The organism is Phenylobacterium sp. LjRoot225, from assembly GCF_964252855.1.
In the GTDB taxonomy this organism is placed as follows: domain Bacteria; phylum Pseudomonadota; class Alphaproteobacteria; order Caulobacterales; family Caulobacteraceae; genus Phenylobacterium.
Genome location: NZ_CAXUPL020000001.1, coordinates 21401 through 46412 on the forward strand (window position 1 = coordinate 21401; position 25012 = coordinate 46412).

The window sequence follows — 25012 nt, forward strand, 5'->3', positions numbered from 1 at the left end:
TCGCTGCGAATAATTTGTCCTAGTTTTCCGTGACTTTCCCTGGGTGGCGCCAATGACACGTAGGGGGCCGCCGCCTACGCCGAATTGGTGTCAATGGGCCGAGCCTCGTGGGCTGCCCGATCAGCGAGCGCAGCCAGGCCGCGCTTCGCAGCCGGCGCATCAATCATAGCTTTGATAGATCGTGGAACACCGCTTCGATGTTGTGCCGTGAACTTCAGCGCGCACTGTCGATGATCATCCCGCCATCGGGTGTGAGACTGTAACCCGTGATGTACCGGGCATCCTTGCTGGCGAGGAAGAGAACGACGGGCGCGATATCTTCCTCCGGCGACCCATAGCGTCCGAGCGGCACGTTTGGCGGAGGAACGTCCGCCGCGCCCCAGGTGTCTGCGACCGGCAGCATGTTATTGACGGTGATATTGTCCGGCCCCCACTCGCGCGCGGCCATCCGGGTGAGGGCGCGCACGGCCTCCTTGGCCATGCCGTAAGGAGCGTAGGGCAGCAGGGCGACGATACCGGCCGCCGATCCGAAGTTGATGACGCGGCCTTCTCCGCTGGCCTTCAGGTGCGGATAGCAGGCCTGCATCATGCGCAGGTAGGCGATCGGCCCCACATCGAAATTGCGCTGAAGCTGCTCGACGGACAGATCGAGCACGGTGGAGAACACTACGGACGGATCGAAGGCGTTGTTCACGAGGATGTCGATCCCACCGAAGGTGGCGACCACCGTATCCACTGCAGCCTTGATCTGGTCGGCGTCGCTGACGTCGCAGCGCACCCCGAGGGCGGCGCCGCCTGCGGCCTCGATATCGGCCACGACAGCGTCAATATTCGCCGGCGTCAGCGACAGGATCGCGACCTTCGCGCCTTCCGCGGCGAACAGCTTGGCGGTGGCGCGGCCGATACCGCGACCGGCGCCCGTGACAATGGCGATTTTGCCGTCAAGTCGACCCATTTTCATCTCCATTCGGAAGGTTATCGGTGCGCCGCGACTGCCGGCGCGTAGGGCGAGGGAACGTCGCGAGCGGCGTTCTGCGTGGTGAAGGAAGCGGCCAGCAGCAGCAGGCCCACGGCCGCCGGCACGGCGCCCTTCAGACTGCGCACGCCGAGGTGCGCCAAGCCGGACAAGATCAGGTGATAGAAGATGCCGGCATAGGCGAGGCCGCTGAGCGGCAAGCTGACGCGCGACAGGATCGCAACCGGCCCGAGGATCTTCACCACGATCATGAGCGGCACGAGGTGGGCGGCCTGGTAGCCTAGCTCGGCTTGGGCCTGCCGGACGAAGTCTCTCTTGGTGATGTATAAGGTCGCCGACGATAGATATAGCAACGACAATAGTGTTGTGCTGATCCAATATGTATAAGTTGCGATCATAGGCTTTCCTGCTCGCCTGATGTTCCGGCGATACTGTCTCGTTCAGTTAGCGCCTCGCCCGCTGGTCCATTCCCAGCATCGCCAAGAGCGTGTATGGAAATTGAAGTGCAGGATGAATGAGCGCAAGTAGGATGAATTTTAGACAGTAAGTATGGAAAACCAGACTGATGGCCGAGAGTGATTTCACCATGCAGGACGAGATGCGGCGCGCGTTCGCGATGCTCTCGGGGAAGTGGAAGCTGGAAATCATGTGGCTGCTCAATCAGCGGATCTACCGCTTCGGGGAGCTGCGGAAGGCGATCCCCGGCATCACTCAGCACATGTTGACGGCTCAGCTACGGGAGCTGGAAGCGGACGGGCTGGTCTCGCGCACCGTGTTCGCCGAAGTGCCGCCGCGCGTCGAATACGAGATGACGCGCAAGGCTCGCGGGCTCGCTCCCACTATGGAGGCCCTGACAGCCTGGTGGGAAGAGTATGGAAAGACCGTGCCGGCCAAGCCGAGCACGCGCGGCCGCAAGTCGCGAGGCGGCTAGGTTGCGCCGCCCGCCTAGCCCGCGCGCCGTTGCATTGGCGCTGCGTCCTCGTCCGTGAACCGTTGACCGTATCGGCCCAGCAAGAGGGCGCCCGCCGGCAGCGGTCGCCTCAGGCCCCCGGGGGCGGGGCCGGCGGGGTAGGGGATGTCGGTGACCGCCAGATAGTCGCCGCCCAGGGTGCGTCGGGCCAGGAAATAGGCGCTCGGCCGCGCGCTCTGGTGCATGCGCACGGCGCTGCGGACCACGTCGGGGTGCAGGCCGGCCCCCGGCTCGATCTCGACCGCCCGCAGCAGCAACGCCCGGAGCGCCATCGGACGCCAGGCCTCGTCCACGAGACCCAGCGCCCGGGAGCGCAGGGAGCCGCCCTGGCTGCCGGCGGCGTCGCCGGTCCAGATGACGAATTGATCCTGCGGGGTGCGCGAGATCGCCCGGGTGACCTCGAGCTCCGAAAGCGCTTCGGCCGTCCGATGTCGCGCCAAGGTCCAGCTCCTCCCGCGCCGCTATTCGGCCGCGGCGAGGGCGGACTGGGTCCGGGACCAGCGGTTCTCCGGGACCTCGAGCCCGAGGTGGCCGCGCAGGGTGTCGTGCTCGTATTCAGTGCGGAACAGGCCACGGGCCTGCAGCAGGGGGACGACCCGCTCGCGGAACAGGGCGAACTCCCGCGGCCGGCCGACCCGCAGCAGGAAGCCGTCGGCGGCGCCGCCACGGAACCAGCGTTCGATTTCGTCGGCGATGGTCTCGGGAGAGCCCACGAAGGACGAGCGGAAGCGGCCGAAGCGATAGGCCGTCTCGCGCAGGGTCAGGCCCTCGTCCTGGGCGGTGCGCACGATGCGCTCGGCGCGGCCCTTGTAGCTGTTGAGGCTGAGGTTGCTGACGTCCGGGAAGGGGCCGTCGAGCGGATAGCGGCTGAAGTCGTGGTAGCCGAAGGCCCGGCCGAGCTCGACCAGCAACTTCTCGATCTTGACCTCGCCCTCCAGGCTCGCGGCCAGGGCCTCGGCCTCTTCATCCGTCTCGGCGATGATCGGAAAGAGGCCGGGCAGGACGATGATCCGGTCCGGATCACGGCCGAGCGCGGCGGCGCGGCGCTTGAGGTCCTGGTAGTAGGCCTGTGCGGTCTCGAAGCTGTCCGAACTGGTGAAGGTTCCTTCGGCGATCTGGGCGCCGAGGTTGCGCCCCTCGTCGCTGTCGCCGGCCTGGAAGATCACCGGCTGACCCTGTTTCGACCGGCTGAGCGCCAGCGGCCCGGCCACCGAGAAGAACTCGCCCTTGTGGTTCAGGGCGTGCTGCTTGGACTTGTCCAGGAAGATCCCGGCGGCTCGATCCCGCGGGAAGGCGTCGTCCTCATAGCTGTCCCAGAGGCCCTGGACGACCTCGACGAACTCCTTGGCGCGGCGATAGCGGACGGCGTGGTCGAAGTGCTCCTCGCGGCCGTAGTTGCGCGCCGCGCCCTCCAGCCCCGTGGTGACCACGTTCCAGCCCGCGCGGCCCTTGCTGATGTTGTCCAGCGAACCGAACTGGCGGGCGACGTTGTAGGGCTCCCAGTAGGAGGTGGTGAGCGTGCCGACGAGGCCGATCTTGGAGGTCGAGACCGCCAGGGCGGACAACAGCGTCAGCGGCTCCAGCCGGTTGAGGAAGTGCGGCGCGGTGTCCGGGGTGATGAAGGGGCTGTCGACGATGAAGGCCAGGTCGAACTTGCTGGCCTCCGCCAGGCGCGCGTTCTCGATGTACCAGTCGATGTCGATGCTGGCGTCGCCGGGCAGCTCCGGATCGCGCCACGTGTAATGGTCCGAACCCACGCCAGAAAGAATGGCGCCGAGCTTCAGCTGTCGAGCCTGGGGTTGAGTCATGGGACCCTCCGAGAATTCCAGGCTGCTACCTAGTAGAGGGCAGGTCCCCGGAATAACGAAGAGTTCTCAAGACTTGCATTGCCGCCGCCAATGACGGCGGCGACGCCGTCAGACCGCCAGGGAGGTCGACCACGCGGCCGCGCCGCGATCCATCTCGGTGAAGGCGTCGAGCCGCAGGAGCAGGGTAGCGCCGCTCCACAGCGAAGCCGGACCGCCCTCGGCGGCCTGCTGCGAGAGGCGTACGGCGTCGCGGTCGTTTTCGGCGGGGAAGGCGAAGGCCGCGCGTTCGCGGCCCGCGACGTCGAGGAGAGAGAGGTGGTAGTCGCGCATCGCAGGACTCCAGTCTTGAGCAAGCCCAAGTTGCAGAACACCTTGCCTACAATCGTTAGAATTACAACCTACCTTGTCGGGATTACGGCGGTTGGGATTGTACGATGCGCGACGCCGCCTCCGGTCAGAAGCTGTAGCTGACCTTGCCGTAGTAGTAGCCGCCGTTGAAGCCGTACGGCGAGAAGGTCGGGTAGATGTTGACCGCCCCCGAACCCGCCCCCACGGCGGCGGCGAGCTCGGCGCTGCTGACCTGGTCGGGGTAGTGGTCGAACAGGTTGTTGGCGCCGACCGCCACGCGCACGCGGTTCTCGGTCTCGTAGGCGATTTCGGCGTCGACGATCACCGCGGCCCCGATCTCCTGGCGATAGTAGGTCCCATTTCCCGGGTCGGACAGCTGGGAGCTCTTGCCGTAGACGGTGGAGACGAGGTTCACGCTCCAGGGGCCGCGGGTATGCAGGGCCGAAAGCGCGACCTTGTAGCGGGGCGAGGCGGACTCCAGGATCGATTGCGCCCCGATGGTGATCAGTTGCTGGCCGGAGGCCGCGATCGCTGCGGGCGGGGGGCGCACCCCGGTGATCTTGGTCTTGTTGTAGTTGCCCGTCAGCGTCCACTGGATCTTGCCGAGGTCGCCGAGGTCGGTGGGGTAGGCGAGCAGGAGCTCGGCGCCGCGGGTGCGGGTGTCGACGGCGTTGGTGAAGATGCTGACGCCCGTGGTGGTCACCGTGGGATCCAGCACATTGCCGTTGGCGGCGATGGCGGCGGTGACGGCCGCCGAGCGCACCGCTCCGCCCAGCAGACCGTAGACGCCGCCGGAGCCGACGATCCGGTTCTTCAGCTCGATCTGATAGACGTCGAGGCTGGCCGTGAGGCCGGGGACGGGCCTCGTGACGAAGCCGATTGAATAGTTCTTCGATTTTTCCGGCTTCAGAGGGGCGAGCCCGAGCAGCCGCGCCGCGGCGGAGTTCGGCGGAAGCTGGACGAAGGCGGTGGTCGGCGAGACGTTGGTGGCCGAGTAGTAGGACTCCGCCAAGGTCGGGGCTCGGAAGCCCGTCGAGGCCGTGCCCCGGATGGCGAAGGCGTCGGTGAAGTCGTAGCGACCGGTGCCCTTGAAGATGCTGGTGTCGCCGAAATCGCTGAAGTGCTCGTAGCGGCCTGCCGCCTCCAGCTGCAGCTTCTCCACCGGCTTGGCCGCCAGGTCGACATAGGCCGCCCAGGCGTCGCGGCTGTGATGGCCCGCGTCCGTCAGCGCAAAGCCGGGATAGGACTGCGAGCCCGCCTTGTAGCGCGAGGCCGCATCGCCGGCCTTGATCTCATAGGTCTCGTGGCGTTGCTCCAGTCCCAGCGCGAAGTTGAGCGGGCTCGCCCAGCCGACGTCGAAGCCGCGCCGGATGTCGAGGTTCTGGGTCCACTGGCTGGAGATGAAGTCGCCGTTGTGGAAGGCCGTGGGCGTGGCGCCGGTGTCGGCGAACAGCGACAGGTTGGCCGAGTTGGTGACGTTGATCGCCACCTCGTCGCGGCCATAGACCGAGCTCAGGTCGAAGTCCCAGCCGCCCAGCTGGCCACGCAGGCCGCCGGTGAGGGACAGGTCGTCCTCCTTGCTCGTCAGCTTGGGCGAGAAGCCCTGTGGCCAGACGCTCGGGATGCGGTTGGGCAGGCGGTAGTTCTCATAGGCCGCGGCGTACTTGTGGCCGTAGGTCGCGAAGCCGTAGGCCTCGAGATGGTCGCCGAAGCTGTAGCCGCCATTCGCGGCGACGTTCGTCAGCGCGTAGCGGGCGTCGCCGAAGATCCGGTTCAGATGCGGGAACCCGGGGATCTGCGCCCAGCTGGGGTTCGCCGCGATGGTCGTCGCGTTGAGCAGGCGCTGGTCGGCGCGGCCGCGATCGGTGAAGTCGTGATAGCGCGTCTCGCCGCTGAGGTTGAGCCAACCGTTCTGACCCAGGGCGAGGCCCAGGTTGGCGCTCAGGGCGCCAGTGTCGCCGTCGCCGGCGAAGTAGCGGCCGCCCGTGGCGCCGAGCTCGCCGCCATGATTGTCGGCCTTCAGGATGATGTTGATGACGCCGGCGATGGCGTCGGTGCCGTATTGCGCCGCCGCCCCGTCGGTCAGCACCTCGACCCGTTCGACGGCGGACAGCGGGATGAAGTTCAGGTCGGCGGCGGCCGAGCCCTGGTAGGCTCCGCTGAGCACCGAAAGGTTGGCGGTTCCGTGCCGTCGCTTGCCGTTGATCAGCACCAGGGTCTGGTTGGGGCTCAAGCCGCGCAGGCGTGCGGACAGGGTCAGGTTCGCCGCGTCGCCGCCGAAGCTCTGGGCGTTGAACGAGGGCGCCACCCTGGCCAGCGCCTGGCCGAGCTCCGTCCGTCCGGTGCGCTGCAGCGTCTCGGCGTCGATCACCTCGATCGGCGCGGCGCTGTCCTGGGCGCGGACGCCGGTGAGCCGCGTGCCGGTGACGATCACCTCATCCAGCGTGGCGCTCCCGGCGGCGGCCTCGGCGGCGACCGTCTCGGCCCTCGCGGGACCTGCCGCCCAGGCGAGGGCGATCGCCGCCGCCGAGGCGACGTACGTCATTTTCTTCATCGATCTCTCCAGTTTTGAAGTTCAGGCCGCCTAGTCGGCGGCGTCGGCCCCCGTTCCCCGCTTCAGTCGGGTTTGGCGGCGATGACCTCGATCTCGACCAGGGCGCCGGGGGCGACCAGGCCCGCGACCTTGACCGTCGTCCGGGAGGGCTTGTTCGGCTGCTCCGCGGTCCCGAAGACCCGGCCCCAGGCGGCGTTCAGCCCGGCGAAATCGATCTCGCCGCCCTTCTGCGGATCGCCGACGAGATAGACCCGGGCGGAGACCACGTCGGCGAGGCTGAGGCCGAGGCCCTTGAGGGTCGCCTCGATGCGGCTGAGGGTCGAGGCGGACTGCGCCTCGGTCGATCCGGGCGTTCCGGGCGCGGGGAGGGCGCCGCTGACGAACACCAGCTTGGTTCCGGCCGGCACGGTGACGGCGGCCGCGATCGGGATGGAGCCTCCGGGCAGGGAGGTGCGGACGATCTCGGCGGCGCCCGCGGGCGCGGCGGCCGACAGGATCGCGGCCGCGAGGAGGGGCGTGTAGCGAAGCATGGGAAGTCTCCGGAATGTCAGCTGCGGACGAGGGAATCCGCCCGCGCCCGTTCGGCGATCAGGCCGACGGTGCGGTGGGCGGCGGCGACGGCGCCTTCCTGCCAGCTGGGCAGCTGGCTCAGGTGGGCGCCGCTGAGGAAGATCCGGCCCTGGGGCTGGTTGAGCAGGCGGTAGGCGGCGGGATCGTTGCCGTCGGCCTCCCAGTGCAGCCAGGGGCCGAGGTTGAACGGCGTCTTGCTCCAGTCGACGACGATGGGATTCGACAGGTCGGCCCCGTGGCCGGGGTGCAGCCGCTCCACCGCGGCGCGGGCCAGGGCGGCCTGGTCGGCGAGGCTGCGGGTCTCGAAGGCCGCGGCGGTCGGTCCGGCCACATAGGCTCCGACCAACAGGCCTCGCGGCGCGTGGAAGCCGCTCGACGGATACCAGACCACGCCGGTCCCGCCGTCGGGGAAGGAGAGGCCGCCGTAGATCTGCTCGGCCTCCCAGAACCGCGGCGCGTCGAAGGCGACCTTGGCGGCGTGGTCGTAGACCGCCCGGGCGATCGCCTTGCGCACCGGCGCCGGCAGGTCGGTTGGGATCTTGGCCAGGATGTTCAACGGGACGGTGACCACGGTGTAGTCGCCATGCTCCACCGTCTCGGCGCCGCTCGCCCGGTCGCGCCAGGTGACGGCGACGCTGCGGGCCGACTGGCGGATCGCCCGCACCTCCGCCCCCAGGCGCGGCGGCCGGCGCAGCGCCTTGGCCAGGGCGTAGGGGATGCGGTCCATGCCGCCCGCCGGCTCCAGCATGGTGGCCTGCATGAGGATGTTCTCCTCGAACAGGATGTTGGGCAGGGCGGGGTCGCCGAGCAGATCGCGCAGGGAGAGCGGCGGTCGTGCGGCGCTCTTCTGGTCGGCCGCGCCTGGCGGGGTCGCGTAGCCGGCCCGTTCTGATCCGCGATAGACCAGATCGGGCGCCAGGTCGCCGTAGCTGCGCAGGAAGCTGACCAGCCGCTCCTTGTCGGCGCCCGTCAGCTCCTGGTCCAGGGCGCCACGGTTCGCAGCCTTGGCCAGCAGCTCCGAAAGCCCGCCGCGCAGATCGTTGACCGCCTGGCGCTGTTCGATCGGGCGGCCGCCGAAGGCCTGGTCGGATTGCAGGCGCGCGGTGCGGTTCGAATTGACCTCCACCTCCAGCGTCACGCCGAGCTCGCGGCAGTAGCCGAGCAGGCCCTGGTGATGGCTCGGGATCCGCGCCGGACCAGCGTTGAAGTAGAGCCCTTCCGACAGCCGGGCGACCTGGTCCGCCTCGCCGACAAGCTCGACCCGGGTCCCGTCCCGGATGGTCCAGTTGCGTCCGCCGACCCGGTCGCGGGCCTCCAGCAGCAGGACGTCGAAGCCGGCGCGCTCCAGCCGGTAGGCTGTCACCAGACCGGCGATCCCCGCGCCCAGGACGATCACACGCCGCCCCGCGCCGAAACGCGCCGGCAGCTCCGGCGCGGCCTGCGCGGCCGAGGTCGCCAGCAGGCCCAGGCCCTGAAGCGACAGGAAGGCGGCGGCGTATCCGCCCGCCGCCGCCGCGCGACCGAGTATATCGCGACGACTAATCATTAATATGAGATTCCTCAATACTGAACTGACGCCTGGAGAATCTTCCGCCGGGCGGCTTCAGCTACACGTTTGAGGTGTCTCGTGTGGAGTCATGAATTCAATTTTTCTGATGACGTAATGGCGAAACTCTATCTTCGAGACGTGGCTTGAGGGCATCGGAATTCGGCTATCTATATGAGTAAAAATAAGAAGATAGTGGAATTCTTGGGATGGTCGGACCTCGTGGAGGTTCGCGTGGTTCTATGACTTTATCTGATAGGAAGTCTTGCGGGCGGCGCGGCGCGCGGGATGCAGCCATGCGACAGGCCTATTCGTAGCGCCAGCCTTGGGATGGGATATTCGAAGGATTCAAGGGAGATATTCGTGGAAACGATTTAGTATTATCTCGGGTCGCTCTCAGATTTACTGCCCTGGCGGCAGCGGGCTGGCTCGGCTTCATTGGCGAAGACGGCGAACGTCGTCCGAGGAGAAGTCCGCAAGGGGTGAGTTCGCCGTGCAGCGCCCGCCGATGGCGCTGTCGGCGAACTGGCTTCGCGGCTGAGATCTGGGTGCGACGCCCTCCCCCGTCGCGCGCGGTCTTGGTCGAACGCGGGTGGCCGCGGCGTCCGGTTCTGCCCCCTCCCGGACGTCGCGGCGCTTTTCCAACGCGGAGACAGGAATGCATCCCTTACGCCCTCGTCGGACCGACCCCCGGAGCGGAGAAGCCGGCTGGCGGCGTCGGGCGCGGCAGGCCGCCGTCCTGTTGTTCGCCTTCACCCTCGCCGCCTGCGGCAAGCCGCAGGGCGACGCCCAGCCGGTCCTGAAGGTCGGCAGCCAGAAGGGCGGGGACAAGGCGCTGCTCATCGCCTCCGGGGCGCTGGACGGCGCGCCCTACCGCGTCGAGTGGAGTGATTTCCCCGCCGCCCAGAACCTGCTGGAGGCGCTGGCCGCGGGCGCGGTCGACGTCGGCCTGGTCGGCGATGCGCCCTTCCTGTTCGCCTACGCCGGCGGCGCCAACATCAAGGCGGTGCACGCCGCCGCCAACCCCCAGGGCGGGGTGGCCACGGCGATCCTGGTTCCCAAGGGCAGCCCGATCCGCAGCGAGGCGGAGCTGAAAGGCCGCCGCATCGCCACCGGCCGCGGCTCGATCGGCCACTATCTGCTGCTGCGCTCGCTGGAGCGCGCCGGCCTGAAGCCCTCGGACGTGACCATCGTCTTCCTGGCGCCGTCGGACGCCAAGGCCGCCTTCGCCACCGGGGCGGTGGACGCCTGGTCGACCTGGGCGCCCTATCTGCCGCTGGCGGTGCGCGACGAAGGCGCCCGCGTCCTGACGAACGGCCGCGGCCTGCTGACCGGCTACGCCTTCGAGGCGGCGAGCACGCCGGCGATCGCCGCCAAGCGCGCCCAGCTTCAGGACTATCTCCTCCGGCTCGGTCGGGCGGAGATCTGGGCCCAGACGCACCAGGAAGCCTACGCCAAGGTCCTGGCCCAGGAGACCGGGCTCGACGAGGAGATCGCCCGCAAGACGGTGGCGCTGAACCTGCGCCTCCCGCGGCTGATCGACGAGGCGGTGATCGCCGAGGAGGGCGAGGTGCTGAAGCGCTTCCAGGCGGCCGGCGCGATCAAGGCGGCGCCCGACGTGAAGGCCGCCTTCGATCCGAGCTTCAAGATCGCCGCGCCATGAGCGCCAAGATCCAACGTCCATCCCCCAAGAGGAGCTGACCATGTCCACGATCTCGCTTCGCCAGTTGCTGGCCGAGCTTCACGCCGAGCGCGAGCGCACGTGGGAGCCCGCCCAGTTGCAGCTCAACATCAATCAGCGCCTCGATCTGGTGGAGGCGGCCAAGACGGCGCGCTGGGTGAAGGCGGGCGATCCCGCGCCGGCCTTCGAGCTGGAGGAGGTGGATGGCGAGCGTCTGACGTTGGAGGGGCTGACGGCCAAGGGGCCGGCGGTGCTGATCCTCTTCCGTTTTGCAGGCTGTCCGGCCTGCAACATCGCGCTGCCCTACTACAGCCGGGCCCTGGCGCCGCATCTCGCGGCCCTGGGCGTCCCCCTGGTGGCGGCGAGCCCGCAGATCCCCGAGCGCCTGGTCGAGATCAAGCGCCGGCACGACCTGAAATTCCAGGTCGCCACCGACCGCGACAACGTCCTCGGCCGCAAGCTGGGCGTCCTCTACACCGCCAACGCCGCGACCCAGGCCGCCGCCCAGGCCAAGGGGACCTTCATCGGCGACACCATCGGCACCGGAACCTGGGAGATCCCGCAGGCCACCGCCCTGGTGATTGGCACCGACCGCCGGATCAAGTTCGCCGACGTCAGCCCGGACTGGCTGGTGCGGACGGAAGCCGGGCCGATCCTCGAGGCTGTTCGCGAGGCGCTGGCGGTGCCGGCGGAGTAGGCGGACCTCGGGGCGTTCGGCGCATGCGCGCGCCGCCGCGCCAGCCTTCAGGCCAGGGTTCGTAGCTCGCTCGCGAGCTCGACCAACGGTTCGCCCTCACGGCTATGGGCGGTGGAGATGTCGACGATGAAGATCGTCGCGGCGCCGGCGTCGATGCGACAGCGGATGGGGCCCGCGAAGGCCGCCAGAGCGTCCCTAAGCTCGGGCGGAGTCGATCGGGCGAGGCGCCAGGACGCGGGCTCGAATCGGTCGGATGCATCGGCCAAGAAGGCCGCGGCCACGTCGCGCTGTTCGGCGTCCAACAGGGAGATCGAGACGCTCTCGGCGGCGATCAGGGCCTCATGGGCCGAGGCGGACTTGTCGACGCTGAACAGCAGACGGGGCGGGGCGGCGGAGACCGTGGCGAGCGAGGTCGTCCGCAGTCCGCGGGGTCCGTCTGCCCCGTTGCAGGCGACGATCGCCGCCGCCGTCGCCAGTCGGCGCAGGCCTGCGTCGAAGGCCGCGGGCTTAGCGCGCGGCCAGACCCGCACCACCTCGCAGGCTTCCGGGGTCTCGACCGCGGCCTGTGACATGGCGGACCTCAGCCCGCCGCGGCGGCGAGGCGCAGGTCGCGTTCGGCGACCAGTTCGCGCACCAGCGGGATCAGGTCGCGGCCATAGGCGACCGCGTCCTCCAGCGGATCGAAGCCGCGGATCAGGAAGGTCGAGACGCCGAGGTCGTAGTAGTCGAGGAGGGCGTCGGCGACCTGCTCCGGCGTGCCGACCAGGCCGGTGGAATTGCCCTGCGCCCCGGTCACCGCGGCGACCCCGGTCCACAGGCGCTTGTCGAGACGTGCGCCCTGGGCGGCGGTCTGCAGCAGCCGCTGCGAGCCGGCGTTGGCGGGATTGTGCCCGCTGGTCGGCAGTCCCGCCTTCTCCCGCAGCGCCTTGATCCGGGCGACGATGTCGTCGGCCTTCTTCCAGGCGGCCTCTTCTGTTGATGCCAGAACCGGCCGCAACGACAGGGAGAAGCGGATCTCGCGGCCGTGCCGGGCGGCGGCCGCGCGCACCCGGGAGATGGTTTCGCGCACCTGGGCGTGGGTCTCGCCCCACAGGGCGTAGATGTCGGCATGCTTGCCGGCCACGGTGATCGCCTCGTCCGAGGAGCCGCCGAAGTAGATCGGGATGTGCGGCGTCTGCACCGGCTTCACCGCGGCGAAGGCCTGTTCGACCTTGTAGTATTGGCCGGTGTAGTCGAACGGCGTTTCGCTGGTCCATTCTCGGCGAACGATGTCGAGGTACTCGTCGGTGCGGGCATAGCGCTCGACCTTGGTCAGGTGGTCGCCGTCGCGCCGCATCTCCTCGTCGGCGCCGCCGGTGATGATGTGCACGGCGACCCGGCCGCCGGTGAACTGGTCCAGGGTCGCCAGCTGGCGCGCGGCCAGGGTCGGCGCGGTGAAGCCCGGTCGGTGGGCGATCATGAAGCCGAGCTTCTCCGTCACGTGCGCCGCGTGGGCGACGATCAGCTGGCTTTCCGGAGACTGCGAGCCGAAGGCGACGAGGGCGCGATCGAAGCCGCCGATCTCATGCGCCTTGGCGACCGCCTCGACATGGGCGACGTCGATCACGGGGCCAGTGTTCGGCCGGGTTTCCGAGGCCCCGTTGGAGCCGATGAGGCCGATGAACTCCACAGGCATGAGCTGTCTCCTGGTCGTGTGCGCTTAAAACCTATCGTAACAATAGGATTAAGGTGCGCGAGCGAGATGTTCTCATGCCGCCTATCAGCGGCGCTGAAGCCTCAGGCCGGGACGAGCCTCCGCTCCGACGTCTCGTGGAGCACGGCGCGCTGGAACGAGGGCCGCGCCTGCACGCGCTGGGCGTGGGCCTGGAAGGCGGGATAGTCGTTCAGGTCGATCTCCAACCGCGGAGCCCAGCGGTGGAAGACGTGGGCGTAGGGGTCGGCCAGGCTGAAGCTCTCGCCGAGCAGCCAGCTGCGCCCGTCCGCCAGCCGCGCTTCGATCTCGGCGTAGGCGGCCCGCATGTTCTCGCGGCTGCTCTCCTTGAGCGCCGGCCAGACGGAGGTGTCTTGCGTGTAGCGCTCGGGCCGGGCGAAATGGGCGAAGGCCACGTGCACGCCGCTGGCGAACCAGGCGAGCAGCTCGTAGGCCCGGGCGACCTGGACCAGATCGCCAGCCGGCAGCAGCCGGGCCTGGGGGAACAGCCGGTCGATAGCGGTCAGCACGGCGATGTTCTCGCCGATCGCCACCCCGTCGATCACCAGCACAGGCACCCGGCCGCGCGGATGAATGGCCAGGTATTCCGGGCGCCGTTGGTCGCCGTCGGGCAGGACCAGGCGGACAGCGTCGAACTCGGCGCCGGCCTCTTCGAGACCGACGAGGGCGGGGAGCGAACAGGAGCCGGCGGCGAAATAGAGGGTGAGTGACATCTTGGCGTTTCCTCAGATGACGTAGAAGCCGTGCGCGCCATCCCGGCGGAGCTGTTCGACGAGGCCGAATTCCCAGTCGAGATAGGCCTGCATGGCTTCCTTTGGATTGTCGGTGCCTTCGTACGGGCGGCGGTAGACGTCGTCGGCGGGGCTGGCAGGCTGTTGCAGCCCGGTCTCCAGCGGCAGGCCGGCGGCGATCCACGCCTCGGTCCCGCCCTCAAGCACCAGCGGCGTCTGTTCGGTGAGCTCCTCGAACTCGGCGGCGGCGAAGCGCGCCAGCGCGCCGTCGGGCGAGGTCAGCACGTAGGGAAAGCCGCCGGGGACGCCGCCCAGGGCCTCCGCCAGCCGGCTGCGGACGACGAACCAGGCCCGCGGGATATGGCCGCGCCGGTGGATGGGGCTCGGCGCCAGGTCGATCAGGGTGACGGCGCCGAGTTCGATCTGTGCGGCCAGTTCGGCCGCGCTGATGCTCTGCACCTTGGGCGAAACCGGCCGGGTCGGCGCCCAGGGGCCGGTCTGGCGCGGGCCCTCGAAGCCGTCGAGCACATAGACCTCCCAGCCCATCTGGGCGAGCCAGGAGGCGCTCATGTCGGCGCGCACGCCGCGGTCGTCGGCGAGCACGATGCGGGCGCCGCGGACCGGGGCGAAGACGTCGGTCTCCTGCACCAGCTGGCCGCCCGGCGCGCTGCGGAAACCCGCCAGGTGGCCGGCGGCGTACTCCTCGGGCGTGCGCACGTCGAAGCGGTAGAGGGTGCGGGTCGTCTCCCGCGCCAGGATGTCGAGCCCGCGCCGGTCGATGGTGCGGACGCCTGCGCGGTAGGCGACGTCGCGGGCGGCGGCGCGGGCCTCGGCGGCCTTTGCGTCGGCGATCTCGGGAAAGCGATCGCTCTGGCCGTGCTCCAGGGTCTGGCCGGCCAGCGTCCAGCCGATGGTGCCGTTGCGCAGCGCGAAGACCCGGTTCGGCAGGCCGGCGTTGATCAGCGACTGGGCGCCGACGATGCTACGGGTGCGGCCGGCGCAGTTGACGATGATGGTGGTCGTGGGATCCGGCGCCAGCTCGCGGGCGCGCAGCACCAGTTCGGCGCCGGGCACGCTCACCCCGCGCGGGATGCTCATGGTCTGGTATTCCTCGAAGCGCCGGGCGTCGAGCACCACCAGGTTCGGCTCGGACTCGATCAGCGCCTTGGCGTCGGGGGCCGGCAGGGACGGCGTATGCCGCCGCGCCTCGACCAGTTCGCCGAAGGCCTTGCTGGCCGAGTTGGCGTCCTGGAACAGCTCGTAGCCGGCGCGCCGCCAGCCCTCCAGTCCGCCCGCCAGGGAGGAGAGCCGCGAATAGCCGAGCGCCCGCAAGCGCCGCGCCGCCGGCGGAACCAGGCCCTCGCCGTCATCGTAGAGCACGATGCGGGCATCCAGGCGCGGGATCCGGTCCAGCACCTCCAGCTCCAGCCGGCCGAGCGGCAGGTTGGCGGCGAACAGCGGGTGGTCCTTGGCGTAGGGATCCTCCTCGCGCAGGTCGATCAGCGCGATCTCACGCCGGGCGATGAGGTCCAGGCGGACGTCGGCGGGGGCAGTCTCGGAGATCATGCAGGGGGGCTCACGGAAGGGTCCCAGAGGTTGGGGAGCGTGGTGTTCGCGTAGCCGGAGACGAAGGGTTTCGGCCGGCCCTGGGCGTCGTAGGTGGCGCGCCGCACGGCGCCGATGTTGGCGCCGTAGACGTGGATGCTGATCGAGACGCGATCGTCGAAGGCGTTGGCGACGCGGTGGATGTCGCCGATGCGGGGCGAGACCGCCTCCACCCGTCCAGGCTCGAGCCGCGCGGGCGATCCCTGCGGGACCAGGCCGTCGGGGGTGCGCGCGTAGGGCTGAGACAGTTCGGCGCCGCGCAAAACGCCCACCAGGCCCCAGACCGTGTGGTCGTGCACCGGCGTCGCCTGGCCCGGGCCCCAGACGAAGCTGACGACCGAGAAGGCCTCGGCGCTGTCGCCATGCAGCAGGTACTGGCGATACCGCTCCGGATCCGGCTGGGCGTAGGCGTCCGGCAGCCAGTCGTCCCGCGCCACCAGGGCGGACAGCAGCTGTCCGCCTTCGCTCAGGATCGCAGGTTCGTCGGGGTTTCGGCGCAGCAGGGCGGCGAAACCGGTGACGAAGCTGCGCAGCCGATAGAGGTCGCCGCTCATAGCCGGTACCGAAGGGAGAGGGTGACGGTCCGCGGGTCGGGGTAGTTCAGGTAGTAGACACTGGTGCTCGGCGTATAGGTGGAGCTCACCGGCTTTTGGGAATCCAGCAGGTTGCGGGCGGACGCCACCACCGACCAGCGCGGGTTCGGCGCGGTCCAGGCAGCCACCGCGTTCAGGAAGCCCTGGGCCGGAACCCGGTTCTGGCCCCCCGCCGCCGGCGTGGCGCTGGAATAGGTCACGGTCTGGTACTGGGCGTTGACGTTCAGCTGCAGCGCGCCGGGCAGCTCGACCGGCACGTCCCAGGTCATCGCCCCCGACAGGGTCCAGCGCGGCGCGCCTGGCAGGCGATTGCCGTCGGCGTTCACGCCCGCACCGCCGGCGCCCTTGTAGCTGTCGTAGATGGCGAACAGATAGCCGCCGGCGAGCTGGGCCGAGAGCCTGCGGGTCAGCGCGGCCTGGGTCTCCAGCTCGACCCCCCAGGTGTGGGCCTGGCCGGCGTTGCCGCGGCGGCTGCCGACATAGGCCGGGTCGTAGAAGGAGACCTGCAGGTCGCGATAGTCGTTGTAGAAGACCGCCAGGTTGGCGCTCAGCCGCTGGTCGAAGGCGCGCGTCTTCAACCCGCCTTCGTAGGTGATCACCTCCTCCGGCGCGAAGGGCAGGACCGCCAGGTCCAGGCGGGTGGCGCGGTTGTCGTAGCCGCCCGACTTGAAGCCCTTCGAATAGGAGAGGTAGCTGTTGAGCTCCGGCGACCACTCGTACTGCACCACGACCTTGGGCGTGATCGCCACCCAGGTGTCGTGGGCCTTGCCCTTGATCGAGGGCGCGACCACCTGGCCCGCCAGGTTGAGCACGGCGTTGTCGAAGGTGAAGCTCTTGGTCTCCTGGGTCCAGCGCAGGCCGGTGATCAGCTTGAGCTTGTCGCTCAGCGACCAGGTCGCCTCGCCGAACACCGCATAGGCGTCCGTGTTGGTGATGTTGTGGGCGCGCAGGAAGTTGTAGTTGGCGGGCGTCGTGGTCGGGTCGGTCGCCAGGGCGCTCCTGCGGCTGTAGCCGTCGCGCTGCACGAAGAAGCGTTCGTGCAGGTAGAAGACCCCGGTCGAAAAGGCGACCCGGCCGAAGTCGCCGTTCAGCTGGATTTCCTGGGTCGCGTACTGGTCGTTGTAGTGGATCAGGTTCTTCTGGATCAGCGCCGCTTCGCCGTCGTTCTCGTAATAGACGGGGTTGAGGTCGAAGCCGCCGTAGGCGCTGACCGACTTCAGCTGCAGCTGGTCGGTCAGCTTGTAGGTGATGCGCGCCGAGCCCGAGATCTGGTCCAGATCCTGCCGCGGCTCGACCTCCGAATAGGAGACGTTCTTTCGGAAGCCGCCGCCGGGCTGCCGCACCGGGATGTAGGAGCGGCTGTCGCTGCGGTCGCGGACGGCGTTCAGGGTCAGGAGGGCGTCCAGCCGCTCGTTCGGCGTCCAGCGCAGCTTGGCGCGGTAGGCGTCGACGTCGATCCGGTTCACGTCGTGGCCGAGCGTCGGGTCGTGGGTGATCCCGTCGCGGCTGTGGTGGATGAAGGACAGGCTGCCCGAGAGGTCGTCGCTGATCGGCCCCTCGATCAGCCCTCGCGCCTCGATCGCGCCGAAGTTCCCGAGGCCGATCTCGGCGTTGGCCCGCAGGGCCCGGTCGGGGTCGCGGGTGATGATCCGCAGCGCCCCGGCGCTGGAGTTGCGGCCATACAGGGCGCCTTGCGGCCCGCGCAGCACCTCGATCCGCTCCAGGTCGTTGAACTCGATCATCGAGCCGATCTGGCGGGGCGCATAGACGTCGTCGACGTAGACCGCGAGCACCGGCTCCTGGATCGGATCGCTTTCGCCGACCCCGCGCAGCGAATAGGTCTGGGTGGTGTGGCTGATGGTCACCCGGCTGATGCTCAGATTGGGCGCCTGGCCGGCCAGGTCGCGGACATTCTGAATATGGCGTTCGGCCAGCGTCTGCGGGCTGAAGGCGGTGAGGGCGATGGGCGTGTCCTGGAGGGTGGTGGAGCGGCGCTCGGCGGTGACCACCACTTCCGCGAGGGTGGCGGATTCCGCGGTCTCCGAAGCGGCGCCTTCCGCGGCGTGGGCGGAGGTTCGACCGGAAAGCCCGGTGGCGAGGGCGACGCTGGCCAACAAGACGGTGCGAAGAGTTCCAGAGCGAAGTCGTTGCATAGACGTAAGATACCCCAGCAGTTGGCGGGGATAACGTCTGTTATGAAGCGATATCTCAAACGACTTTAACTGATAAGCGCAATGTAGGGCGCTAGATTGGTATTTACTAATATCAGCTATTAGGTCGAAGAATACGTGACGCCAGTCGCTTGCTCATCGCTGTCGCGAGCCAGCGTCGTCAGGCCATGCTGGTGGGCGCCTAGCCCAGGGCGGCGAAGGCCGCCTTGCCGGCGGCGGCCAGGGCGACGTCGGCCTGCGGGGTGTGCACGCGCCCGCAGAGGACGTCGCGATAGTGCCGCTGCAGGTCGTTGTGGCGCGAGAGCCCCGGATTGCCGGTGGCGGCGATGGCCTTCTCGACCGCGGCGATGGCGTTCTCGGTGACCAGATGCTTCACCAGCCCGCCCTGGTCCGGGGCGAGCCGTCCCGCAGCGGCGGCGTCCAGCAGGGTGCGGTTCTGCAGCAGCAGGCCGTCGATGGCGCCCGCCAGCTCCTGAAAGCGGGGAAGGGTGGAGAGCGAAGCGCCGAGGTTGGCGGGACGCCGATCCACCGTGCAGCGGACGAACCAGTCGCGGGCGGCGACGGCGACCGCGTGGTAGATCCCCGCCGTCAACACGGGCGCCCAGACGGCCATGACGGGATCCAGCGCCGGCGGGGACGCGCCGGCCGGCCTCGGCGCGAGCGCGTATTGGTCGAGCAGGGGCGTGTCCTCGAAGATCACGTCGTGGCTGGCGCGCGCGCGCAGGCCGGTGTGATCCCAGCTCTCCTCGATGCGCCAGCCTGGAGCCTCGCGCGGGACCAGGAAGTTTCCGACCCGCGGCGCGGCCTCGTCTGTGCGGGCCCAGACCAGCATCCAGCTGAGCGCCGGCGCGCCGGTGGCGTAGATCTTCCGACCGCTCAGCCGCCAGCCGTCGACCGTGCGCCGGGCCACGGTCGCGGGCAGGCCGCCGCGGGCCGGCGTGCCGAGCTCGGGCTCCACGTGCAGGGCGTTGATCAGCGCGCCCCGCTCGACGGCGTCACGGACGAGGTTTGTCTTCAGGTGGTCGGGGACGCCCGGCCATTCGGGAAGGGCGGCGTGAAAGATGTACTGCATCGCCAGGACGAGCGCTGTGGCCGGCTCGCCGCGGGCGACCGCCTCGATCACCCTGAGCGTGGTCGCCAGGTCCGCGCCGCCGCCGCCGAACGCCGTCGGCGCGGTCAGGGCCAGCAGGCCCGTCTCATGCAGCTGGGTGAAGTTTTCGAACGGAAAGCTCGAGTCCCGATCGTGCGCCGCGGCCGTGGCCGCAAAGGCCGCAGTGAGCCCAGGCAGGATGTCCTCGAGATCCGCGCCCCGGCGTCGGAGCGCGAACGGCAGGTTCACGCCACCACCTCTCCCGTCGGGAAGGCCAGCAACGCGCCTTCGTGCGCCGGCGGCGGCTCGGGGATGGGCTGCACAACGCCGAGCTTGCCGAGCAGGCGCGAGCGGATGGCCTGGAACCGGTGGTCGATGGCGCGGGGACGGTCGAGCTCGATCCGCTCCTCCGCCGAGATGCGCCCGTTCTCCAGGACGAGAACCCGATCGGCGAGCGCGATCGCCTCGTCGACGTCGTGGGTGACCATCAGCACGGTCGGCGCATGGCGCCGCCAGAGCGACAGCACCAGGTCGTGCATGCGCAACCGGGTCAGGGCGTCGATCGCCGCGAAGGGTTCGTCCAGCAGCAGCAGGCCGGGCTCGCGTACGAGCGCACGGGCCAGCGAGGCGCGCTGGGATTCGCCGCCCGACAGGGTGGACGGCCAGGCGTCGGCCCGGTGGTCGAGCTCGACTTCGCGCAAGGCCGCCTCGGCGCGGGCGCGGACGTCGGAGCCGGAGAGGCCGAGGGCGACGTTGCGCCAGACCTTCTTCCACGGCAGCAGCCGGGCGTCCTGGAACACCACCGCCCGGGCGGGCGGAGCGGCGACGTCCTGGCCATCGGTCGGATCCAGGCCGGCCAGGGTGCGCAGGAGCGTGGTCTTGCCCGAGCCGGAGCGGCCGAGGAGGGCGACGAACTCGCCGCGGCGGATCTCGATGTCGAGGCCTTCGAGCACTGTCACCGCGCCGAACCGGCGGGTGAAGTTGCGGACTCGCACCGCCGTGTCGCCGACGGGCGAGGTCTGCGGGGCGGCGGGACGGATCAGCGGCTGGGCCATGCGAAGCCTCCGAAGAAGGGATTCAGGATTTGACGAAGGAAGGACGCCAGGCGAGCGCGCGAGCTTCCAGCGCGCGCACCACCAGGTCGCCGGCGAGACCGAGGAACGCATAGACGACGAGGCAGACGACGATGACGTCGGTGCGCATGAAGTCGCGGGCGTTGTTGATCAGGTGGCCCAAGCCCGCCGAGGCGTTGATCTGCTCGGCGACGACCAGCATCAGCAGGGCGATGCCGGTCGAATAGCGCAGGCCGACCAGGAAGGAGGGCAGGGCGCCCGGCAGGATCACGTGGACGATCAGTTCGCGCTGGCTGAGGCCGAAGCTGCGTCCGGCTTCGATCAGCCGCGGATCGACGCCGCGGATGCCCGCGAACAGGTTGAGGTAGATCGGGACGACCGTGGCCACGGCGATCAGGGCGACCTTCGCCGTCTCGCCGATCCCGAACCAGACGATGAACAGCGGCGTCAGGGCCACCACGGGAATGGTCCGCTTGATCTGCATCAGCGGATCGACGGCGGTCTCTCCGGTGCGGGTGAGGCCGGCGATCAGGGCGAACGTCACGCCGAACAGCAGCCCCAGGGCCAGGCCGGTCGCGGCGCGGGCCAGCGAGACCGCAAGGTTGCCAGGCAGTTCGCCGCTCACCGTCATCTGCAAGAAGGTCTCCGCCACGGCGGACGGCGCGGCGAGGATGCGCGGCGGGATGACGCCCGTGCGCGAGCCGAGCTCCCAGAGCAGCAGAAGGGCTACGGGCGAGAGCCAGCGCGCTTCGCGCCAGCGGAAGGCCGGGAGACTGAATGGTGCAGCTTTTCTATCAAGCGTCAGTAGAGACACTAAACGGCTCCCGCCTATCTTCACGGCCAAGCAAATTGCGCTTTGCCTCGAACGAGAAAGACCTCTAATCCCTACTCGTTCAATAGACATTCCCTGACGGGACGCTTTAGAGTTTCTCATAGATGGACCGCGACCCATGGCCGTGAACCTGCCGACCGAGCTTCTGCGAAGCTTCGCGGCGATCGTCGATTCCGGCTCGATGCTGCGAGCGACCGAGCGGGTCTTCGTCACCCAGTCGGCCCTGAGCCTGCAGATGAAGCGGCTGGAAGACACCGTCCAGGCGCCGCTCTTCCACCGCGACGGGCGCCGGCTGGTGCTGACCCCGGCCGGCCAGACCCTGCTGGCCTACGCCCGGGACATCCTGGCGATGAACGACCGCGCGGTCTCCGCCCTGACCGGCGACGCCCTGGCGGGACCCGCCCGGGTCGGCCTGGTGCAGGACTTCGCCGAGACCCTGCTGTCGGGCGTCCTCGCCCGCTTCGCTCAGCTGAACCCCGACACCCAACTGCAGGTCCGCGTCGGCGGCTCGCAGGAGCTGCTCGACGCCCTGGCGTCGGATCGTCTCGACGTCGTCCTCTGCATGGGCGCGGCCGACGACATCGCCGCCATCCGGGTCGCGCCGACCATCTGGCTCGGCGAGGATGCGCTGGTGGAGCAGGAGGTGCTGCCGATCGCGGTGCTCGAAAAGCCGTGCCGCTTCCGCGACGCCGCGCTCGCGGCGCTCGACGCGTCGGGCCGGCGCTATCGCGTGGTGCTGGAGACGCCGAGCCTTTCGGTGCTGCGCGCGGCGGTCGACGCCGGCCTGGGCGTCACCGCCCGGACGCGCGTCTTTTCCGAGCGAACTCTGGCGCGGGAGGCCGCGGAGCTGCTGCCGGGCTTGCCGCAGGTCGCCTACGTGCGCCACACCCGGGCCAATCCCCATGCCACCATCAGTCGGCTCGCCGACCTGATGAACGCGGCCGTCATCGACCTTCAGCCGGAAAGTGAATCATGAGCCAGACGTTCTCCGAGGCCGAGCTCGACCAGCTCTTCCGCACCGCGCGGACGCGCAATGGCTGGCGGCCGGAGCCGGTCCCCGAGACGCTGATCCGCGAGCTCTACGATCTGCTGAAGTGGGGCCCGACCTCGGCCAACCTGTCGCCCGGCCGGTTCGTCTTCCTGACGACCGAGGCGGCGAAGGCCCGGCTCGCCCCGCATCTTTCCAACGCCAATCGGCCGAAGACCCTGGCCGCGCCGGTGGTGGCCCTCGTCGCCTATGACCTGAAGTTCGCCGAGCACGCGCCCCGGCTCTTCCCGCATGCTCCGGGGGTGAAGGACTGGTTCGGCGATCCGGCGGTCGCTCAGGAGACCGCCTTCCGCAACGGGACCCTGCAGGGCGCCTATCTGATCCTGGCGGCCCGCGCGCTCGGCCTCGACTGCGGTCCGATGTCGGGCTTCGACGCCAAGGGGGTGGACGCCGTATTCTTCGCCGACACGAGCTGGCGGACCAACTTCATCTGCAACCTCGGCTACGGCTCCGAGGAAAACCTCTTCGAGCGGCTGCCCAGGCTGCCGTTCGAAGAGGTCTGCCGCATTCTGTAACTCTCAGTCTCCAGGCGTCCCTCCGTGTCCGAGCGTCCCACTGTCGCGATCATCGGCGCAGGCTTCAGCGGCCTGCTGACCGCCGTCCACCTGCTGTCCGCGCCGGACGGTCCTCAGGTGCGCCTGATCGAGCGCGGCGGGGTATTCGGACGCGGCCTGGCCTATGCGACCAACAACCCCGAGCACCTGCTGAACGTCCGCGTCGGCAATATGAGCGCCCTGCCGGATCAGCCGGATCATTTCGTGCGCTGGCTGTCGCAGCGCGACGGCCAGCGGACGACAGGCGCCTTCGTCACCCGCGGCGTCTATGGCGACTATCTGCAGAGCCTGCTGGCCGACGCCGTGCAGGGCGCCTTCGGCGTCGACAGGCTGTTGCTGGAGGCCGACGAAGCGGTCGACGTGCGGCCGTCGGGGGCCGGTTGGCGGATCGATACGGCGATGGGGCGCACGATCGAGGCGGACGCCGTGGTGCTGGCGCTGGGATCCCTGCCGCCTGCGCCGCCGGCCGCGGTCAGCCCCGAACTGCTCACGTCGCCGCGCTACGTCGCCGATCCTTGGCGGTTCGACGGGAGCGCCGATCTCGGCCGTCATGTCCTGCTGATCGGGACCGGGCTGACCATGGTCGACGTGGCTTTTGCGCTCGGCCGCCCGGACCGCCGTTTCACGGCGATCTCCCGCCGCGGCCTGCTGCCGCGAGGCCATGGCGCGGCGCCGCCGGCGCCCGGCCGCCCCGATGTCGTCGGATCGCCGCTCGAGGTGCTGCGCCAGGCGCGGCGTCTGTCGGCGGATCGAGACTGGCGCGAGGTGATCGACGAAGTTCGCGGCTCCGTCCGCGGCCTCTGGACCTCATGGTCTCTCGCACAACGACGCCAGTTCCTGCGCCACCTGCGCCCCTGGTGGGACGTCCACCGCCATCGCATGGCGCCGCCCGTGGCGCACAAGATCGAGGACCTGCGCGAGAGCGGCGAGCTGGCGATCGGCGCGGGAACCCTGCTGCGGCTGGAGCGGGTCGGCGACGAGGTGCGGGTCGAATGGCGCGCCCGTGGGACCCGCCGGCCGCAGACCCTGATGGTCGATGCGGTGGTGAACTGCACCGGACATGGCGGCGAGATCCGCCTGGCCGACGACCGGCTGATCGAGGCCCTGCTGCGCCGCAGGCTCGTCCGTCCGGACGTCTGCAGCCTGGGCCTCGACGTCGACCCGGGCTCGCGCCCGCTCGACCATGGAGGCGCCGCGACGCCCGGCCTCTACGCCGTCGGCCCGCTGACCCGCAGCGCCTTCTGGGAGATGACCTCGGTTCCTGACCTGCGCGGTCAGGCGGCGGGGGTCGCGCGTGATGTCGCGGCGACTTTGGTCCAAGGGGTCGGCGAAGCCGTTCTGTGAGGCGGCGCGGAACCTCCAAACATCCGCGTCATCCCGGCCGAAGCGCAGCGTAGATCCGGGACCCAGGGGCCGCCCCTGGGTCCCGGATCGGCCTGCGGCCGTCCGGGATGACGACCGAAGGTGCGATCAGAGATCCGCGTACAGCGGCTCGTCGGCGATCAGCACCCGCTGCATCAGGCGCGGGAAGTCGCCGTAGTTGCGCACGGCGTAATGCACGGCCGCGCGATTGTCCCAGAAGGCCACCGAGCCGGGCCGCCAGGAGAAGCGGACCTGATTTTCCGGCTTCTTGTAGTGGTAGAGGATGGTCTGCAGCAGCTCTTTGCTCTCGGCGATGTCGAGGCCGAGGATGTGCGGCCGCTGGGTGAAGTTGACCCAGAGGATCTTCTGCCCGGTCTCGCGATGGGTGCGCACGACGCGGTGCGAGACGATGGGATAGTCGTGGCCCAGCGGCTCGAGTGCGTGGCGGAAGTCGTGGGTGACGTGGAGATCCTCCAGCCGCGCCTTCAACGCGTCGGGCAGGCCCTGGTAGGCGAGGTTGGCGTCCACCCAGATGGTGTCGCCGCCGATCTCCGGCACGCTCACCGCGCGCAGCACCGCGCCCCAGGTCGGCACCAGCCGCCAGCTGGTGTCGGTGTGGTAGCCGGACTCCACGCTGGTCGGGTCGGGGACCAGCTCGCGGGCGTTGAAGTCGGCCGCGGCGATGCGGTGCAGCGGGGCGATGTTGTCGTGCCGCTTGGCGCTGGGGTGGGTGTAGAGCGGGCCGAAGCGGGCGGCGAAGTCCGCCTGCTGGTCGTCGGTGAGCGCCTGGTCGCGGAAGAAGACGACCTTGTGCTTCAGCACGGCCGCCTTGATGGCGTCGCGCGTCGCGTCCGAGATCGGACGGCTGAGGTCGACGCCGCTGATCTCGGCGCCGAGCGTGGGTTGCAGGGGGCGGATCTCCAGGTCGGCGATCTGCTGTTCAGGCGTCTTTTCGCGGACAGCTGCGCTCATCTCAAGTCTCCTTCAGTCTTCGGCCAGGCTTGGGGCTGCTGAATTCTGAGAGACTTGAGCTGCGCGATCTAATGCCCTTTTCTCGAGATGCTGATGATGTCCGAGAATAGATGTGACCCG

24 protein-coding genes are annotated in these 25012 nt (G+C 69.3%); 6 read left to right on the forward strand and 18 right to left on the reverse strand.

Translation table 11 applies throughout. The features are described 5' to 3' along the window. Positions 1 to 214: 214 nt before the first annotated feature. On the reverse strand, positions 215 to 955 hold the full coding sequence (locus tag ACSQ2B_RS00115) for an SDR family NAD(P)-dependent oxidoreductase (RefSeq protein ID WP_436046410.1): 741 nt from the start codon (positions 953 to 955) through the stop codon (positions 215 to 217). 20 nt (positions 956 to 975) lie between these two features. Further along, positions 976 to 1374: a DoxX family protein gene (locus tag ACSQ2B_RS00120; RefSeq protein WP_436046411.1), complete on the reverse strand. Its 399-nt coding sequence runs from the start codon at positions 1372 to 1374 to the stop codon at positions 976 to 978. A 167-nt stretch (positions 1375 to 1541) separates the two neighbouring features. Here ACSQ2B_RS00120 and ACSQ2B_RS00125 point away from each other — a divergent pair, with 167 nt between their 5' ends. Next, complete coding sequence (locus ACSQ2B_RS00125; protein ID WP_436046412.1) at positions 1542 to 1907, forward strand: winged helix-turn-helix transcriptional regulator; 366 nt, start codon at positions 1542 to 1544, stop codon at positions 1905 to 1907. A 14-nt stretch (positions 1908 to 1921) separates the two neighbouring features. Here ACSQ2B_RS00125 and ACSQ2B_RS00130 read toward each other — a convergent pair whose 3' ends face one another. The 6 genes from ACSQ2B_RS00130 to ACSQ2B_RS00155 form a co-directional block, all read right to left on the reverse strand. Then, positions 1922 to 2386 (reverse strand): hypothetical protein, encoded by a 465-nt coding sequence (locus tag ACSQ2B_RS00130; RefSeq protein ID WP_436046413.1) that lies wholly within the window; start codon positions 2384 to 2386, stop codon positions 1922 to 1924. A gap of 21 nt (positions 2387 to 2407) precedes the next feature. Continuing rightward, positions 2408 to 3754 (reverse strand): LLM class flavin-dependent oxidoreductase, encoded by a 1347-nt coding sequence (locus ACSQ2B_RS00135; protein ID WP_436046414.1) that lies wholly within the window; start codon positions 3752 to 3754, stop codon positions 2408 to 2410. Between the two features lie 108 nt (positions 3755 to 3862). Beyond that, on the reverse strand, positions 3863 to 4084 hold the full coding sequence (locus ACSQ2B_RS00140; RefSeq protein ID WP_436046415.1) for a hypothetical protein: 222 nt from the start codon (positions 4082 to 4084) through the stop codon (positions 3863 to 3865). Positions 4085 to 4208: 124 nt separating this feature from the next. Next, positions 4209 to 6656, reverse strand: a complete 2448-nt coding sequence (locus ACSQ2B_RS00145; protein WP_436046416.1) for a TonB-dependent receptor plug domain-containing protein — start codon at positions 6654 to 6656, stop codon at positions 4209 to 4211. Positions 6657 to 6718: 62 nt separating this feature from the next. Next, entirely contained in the window at positions 6719 to 7186 is a 468-nt protein-coding gene (locus ACSQ2B_RS00150) for a Rid family hydrolase (protein ID WP_436046417.1), read from the reverse strand. Between the two features lie 17 nt (positions 7187 to 7203). After that, positions 7204 to 8772, reverse strand: coding sequence for a flavin monoamine oxidase family protein (locus ACSQ2B_RS00155; RefSeq protein WP_436046418.1), 1569 nt, complete (start codon positions 8770 to 8772; stop codon positions 7204 to 7206). Between the two features lie 658 nt (positions 8773 to 9430). On the opposite strand from ACSQ2B_RS00155, the gene ACSQ2B_RS00160 reads away from it, so the two are divergent. Together ACSQ2B_RS00160 and ACSQ2B_RS00165 are read left to right on the forward strand one after the other, a co-directional pair. After that, complete coding sequence (locus ACSQ2B_RS00160) at positions 9431 to 10435, forward strand: ABC transporter substrate-binding protein (protein ID WP_436046419.1); 1005 nt, start codon at positions 9431 to 9433, stop codon at positions 10433 to 10435. 40 nt (positions 10436 to 10475) lie between these two features. After that, entirely contained in the window at positions 10476 to 11150 is a 675-nt protein-coding gene (locus tag ACSQ2B_RS00165; protein ID WP_436046420.1) for a peroxiredoxin-like family protein, read from the forward strand. Positions 11151 to 11197: 47 nt separating this feature from the next. On the opposite strand, the gene ACSQ2B_RS00170 is transcribed toward ACSQ2B_RS00165, so the two are convergent. From ACSQ2B_RS00170 to ACSQ2B_RS00210, 9 genes are all read right to left on the reverse strand, one after another. Next, positions 11198 to 11722 (reverse strand): flavin reductase family protein, encoded by a 525-nt coding sequence (locus ACSQ2B_RS00170; RefSeq protein ID WP_436046421.1) that lies wholly within the window; start codon positions 11720 to 11722, stop codon positions 11198 to 11200. 8 nt (positions 11723 to 11730) lie between these two features. Beyond that, a complete protein-coding gene (locus ACSQ2B_RS00175) occupies positions 11731 to 12825 on the reverse strand; it encodes an LLM class flavin-dependent oxidoreductase (protein WP_436046422.1) in 1095 nt (364 codons plus the stop codon). A gap of 101 nt (positions 12826 to 12926) precedes the next feature. Then, complete coding sequence (locus tag ACSQ2B_RS00180; protein WP_436046423.1) at positions 12927 to 13574, reverse strand: glutathione S-transferase family protein; 648 nt, start codon at positions 13572 to 13574, stop codon at positions 12927 to 12929. 12 nt (positions 13575 to 13586) lie between these two features. Beyond that, positions 13587 to 15158, reverse strand: coding sequence for a rhodanese-like domain-containing protein (locus tag ACSQ2B_RS00185; protein WP_436046424.1), 1572 nt, complete (start codon positions 15156 to 15158; stop codon positions 13587 to 13589). Continuing rightward, positions 15155 to 15751 (reverse strand): cysteine dioxygenase, encoded by a 597-nt coding sequence (locus ACSQ2B_RS00190; RefSeq protein WP_436046425.1) that lies wholly within the window; start codon positions 15749 to 15751, stop codon positions 15155 to 15157. Before ACSQ2B_RS00190 ends, ACSQ2B_RS00185 begins: the two co-directional genes overlap by 4 nt. After that, on the reverse strand, positions 15748 to 17907 hold the full coding sequence (locus ACSQ2B_RS00195; RefSeq protein ID WP_436046426.1) for a TonB-dependent receptor: 2160 nt from the start codon (positions 17905 to 17907) through the stop codon (positions 15748 to 15750). Before ACSQ2B_RS00195 ends, ACSQ2B_RS00190 begins: the two co-directional genes overlap by 4 nt. Before the next feature lie 235 nt (positions 17908 to 18142). Continuing rightward, positions 18143 to 19300 carry an acyl-CoA dehydrogenase family protein gene (locus tag ACSQ2B_RS00200; RefSeq protein ID WP_436046427.1) on the reverse strand — a complete coding sequence of 386 codons (1158 nt, stop codon included), beginning with the start codon at positions 19298 to 19300 and terminating at the stop codon, positions 18143 to 18145. Continuing rightward, positions 19297 to 20106, reverse strand: coding sequence for an ABC transporter ATP-binding protein (locus ACSQ2B_RS00205; protein ID WP_436046428.1), 810 nt, complete (start codon positions 20104 to 20106; stop codon positions 19297 to 19299). The genes ACSQ2B_RS00200 and ACSQ2B_RS00205 overlap by 4 nt, the downstream gene beginning before the upstream one ends. Before the next feature lie 22 nt (positions 20107 to 20128). Continuing rightward, positions 20129 to 20938 carry an ABC transporter permease gene (locus tag ACSQ2B_RS00210; RefSeq protein ID WP_436046429.1) on the reverse strand — a complete coding sequence of 270 codons (810 nt, stop codon included), beginning with the start codon at positions 20936 to 20938 and terminating at the stop codon, positions 20129 to 20131. A 136-nt stretch (positions 20939 to 21074) separates the two neighbouring features. Between ACSQ2B_RS00210 and ACSQ2B_RS00215 the strand changes: the two genes are divergently transcribed. Genes ACSQ2B_RS00215 through ACSQ2B_RS00225 form a run of 3 tightly spaced genes read left to right on the forward strand, consistent with a single transcriptional unit; the run spans position 21075 to position 23902 of the window. Continuing rightward, complete coding sequence (locus tag ACSQ2B_RS00215; protein WP_436046430.1) at positions 21075 to 21932, forward strand: LysR substrate-binding domain-containing protein; 858 nt, start codon at positions 21075 to 21077, stop codon at positions 21930 to 21932. Next, on the forward strand, positions 21929 to 22519 hold the full coding sequence (locus ACSQ2B_RS00220; protein WP_436046431.1) for a malonic semialdehyde reductase: 591 nt from the start codon (positions 21929 to 21931) through the stop codon (positions 22517 to 22519). Before ACSQ2B_RS00215 ends, ACSQ2B_RS00220 begins: the two co-directional genes overlap by 4 nt. A gap of 24 nt (positions 22520 to 22543) precedes the next feature. Beyond that, entirely contained in the window at positions 22544 to 23902 is a 1359-nt protein-coding gene (locus ACSQ2B_RS00225; RefSeq protein WP_436046432.1) for an FAD/NAD(P)-binding protein, read from the forward strand. A 126-nt stretch (positions 23903 to 24028) separates the two neighbouring features. Here ACSQ2B_RS00225 and ACSQ2B_RS00230 read toward each other — a convergent pair whose 3' ends face one another. Then, positions 24029 to 24892, reverse strand: coding sequence for a TauD/TfdA dioxygenase family protein (locus ACSQ2B_RS00230; protein ID WP_436046433.1), 864 nt, complete (start codon positions 24890 to 24892; stop codon positions 24029 to 24031). Positions 24893 to 25012: the final 120 nt, after the last annotated feature.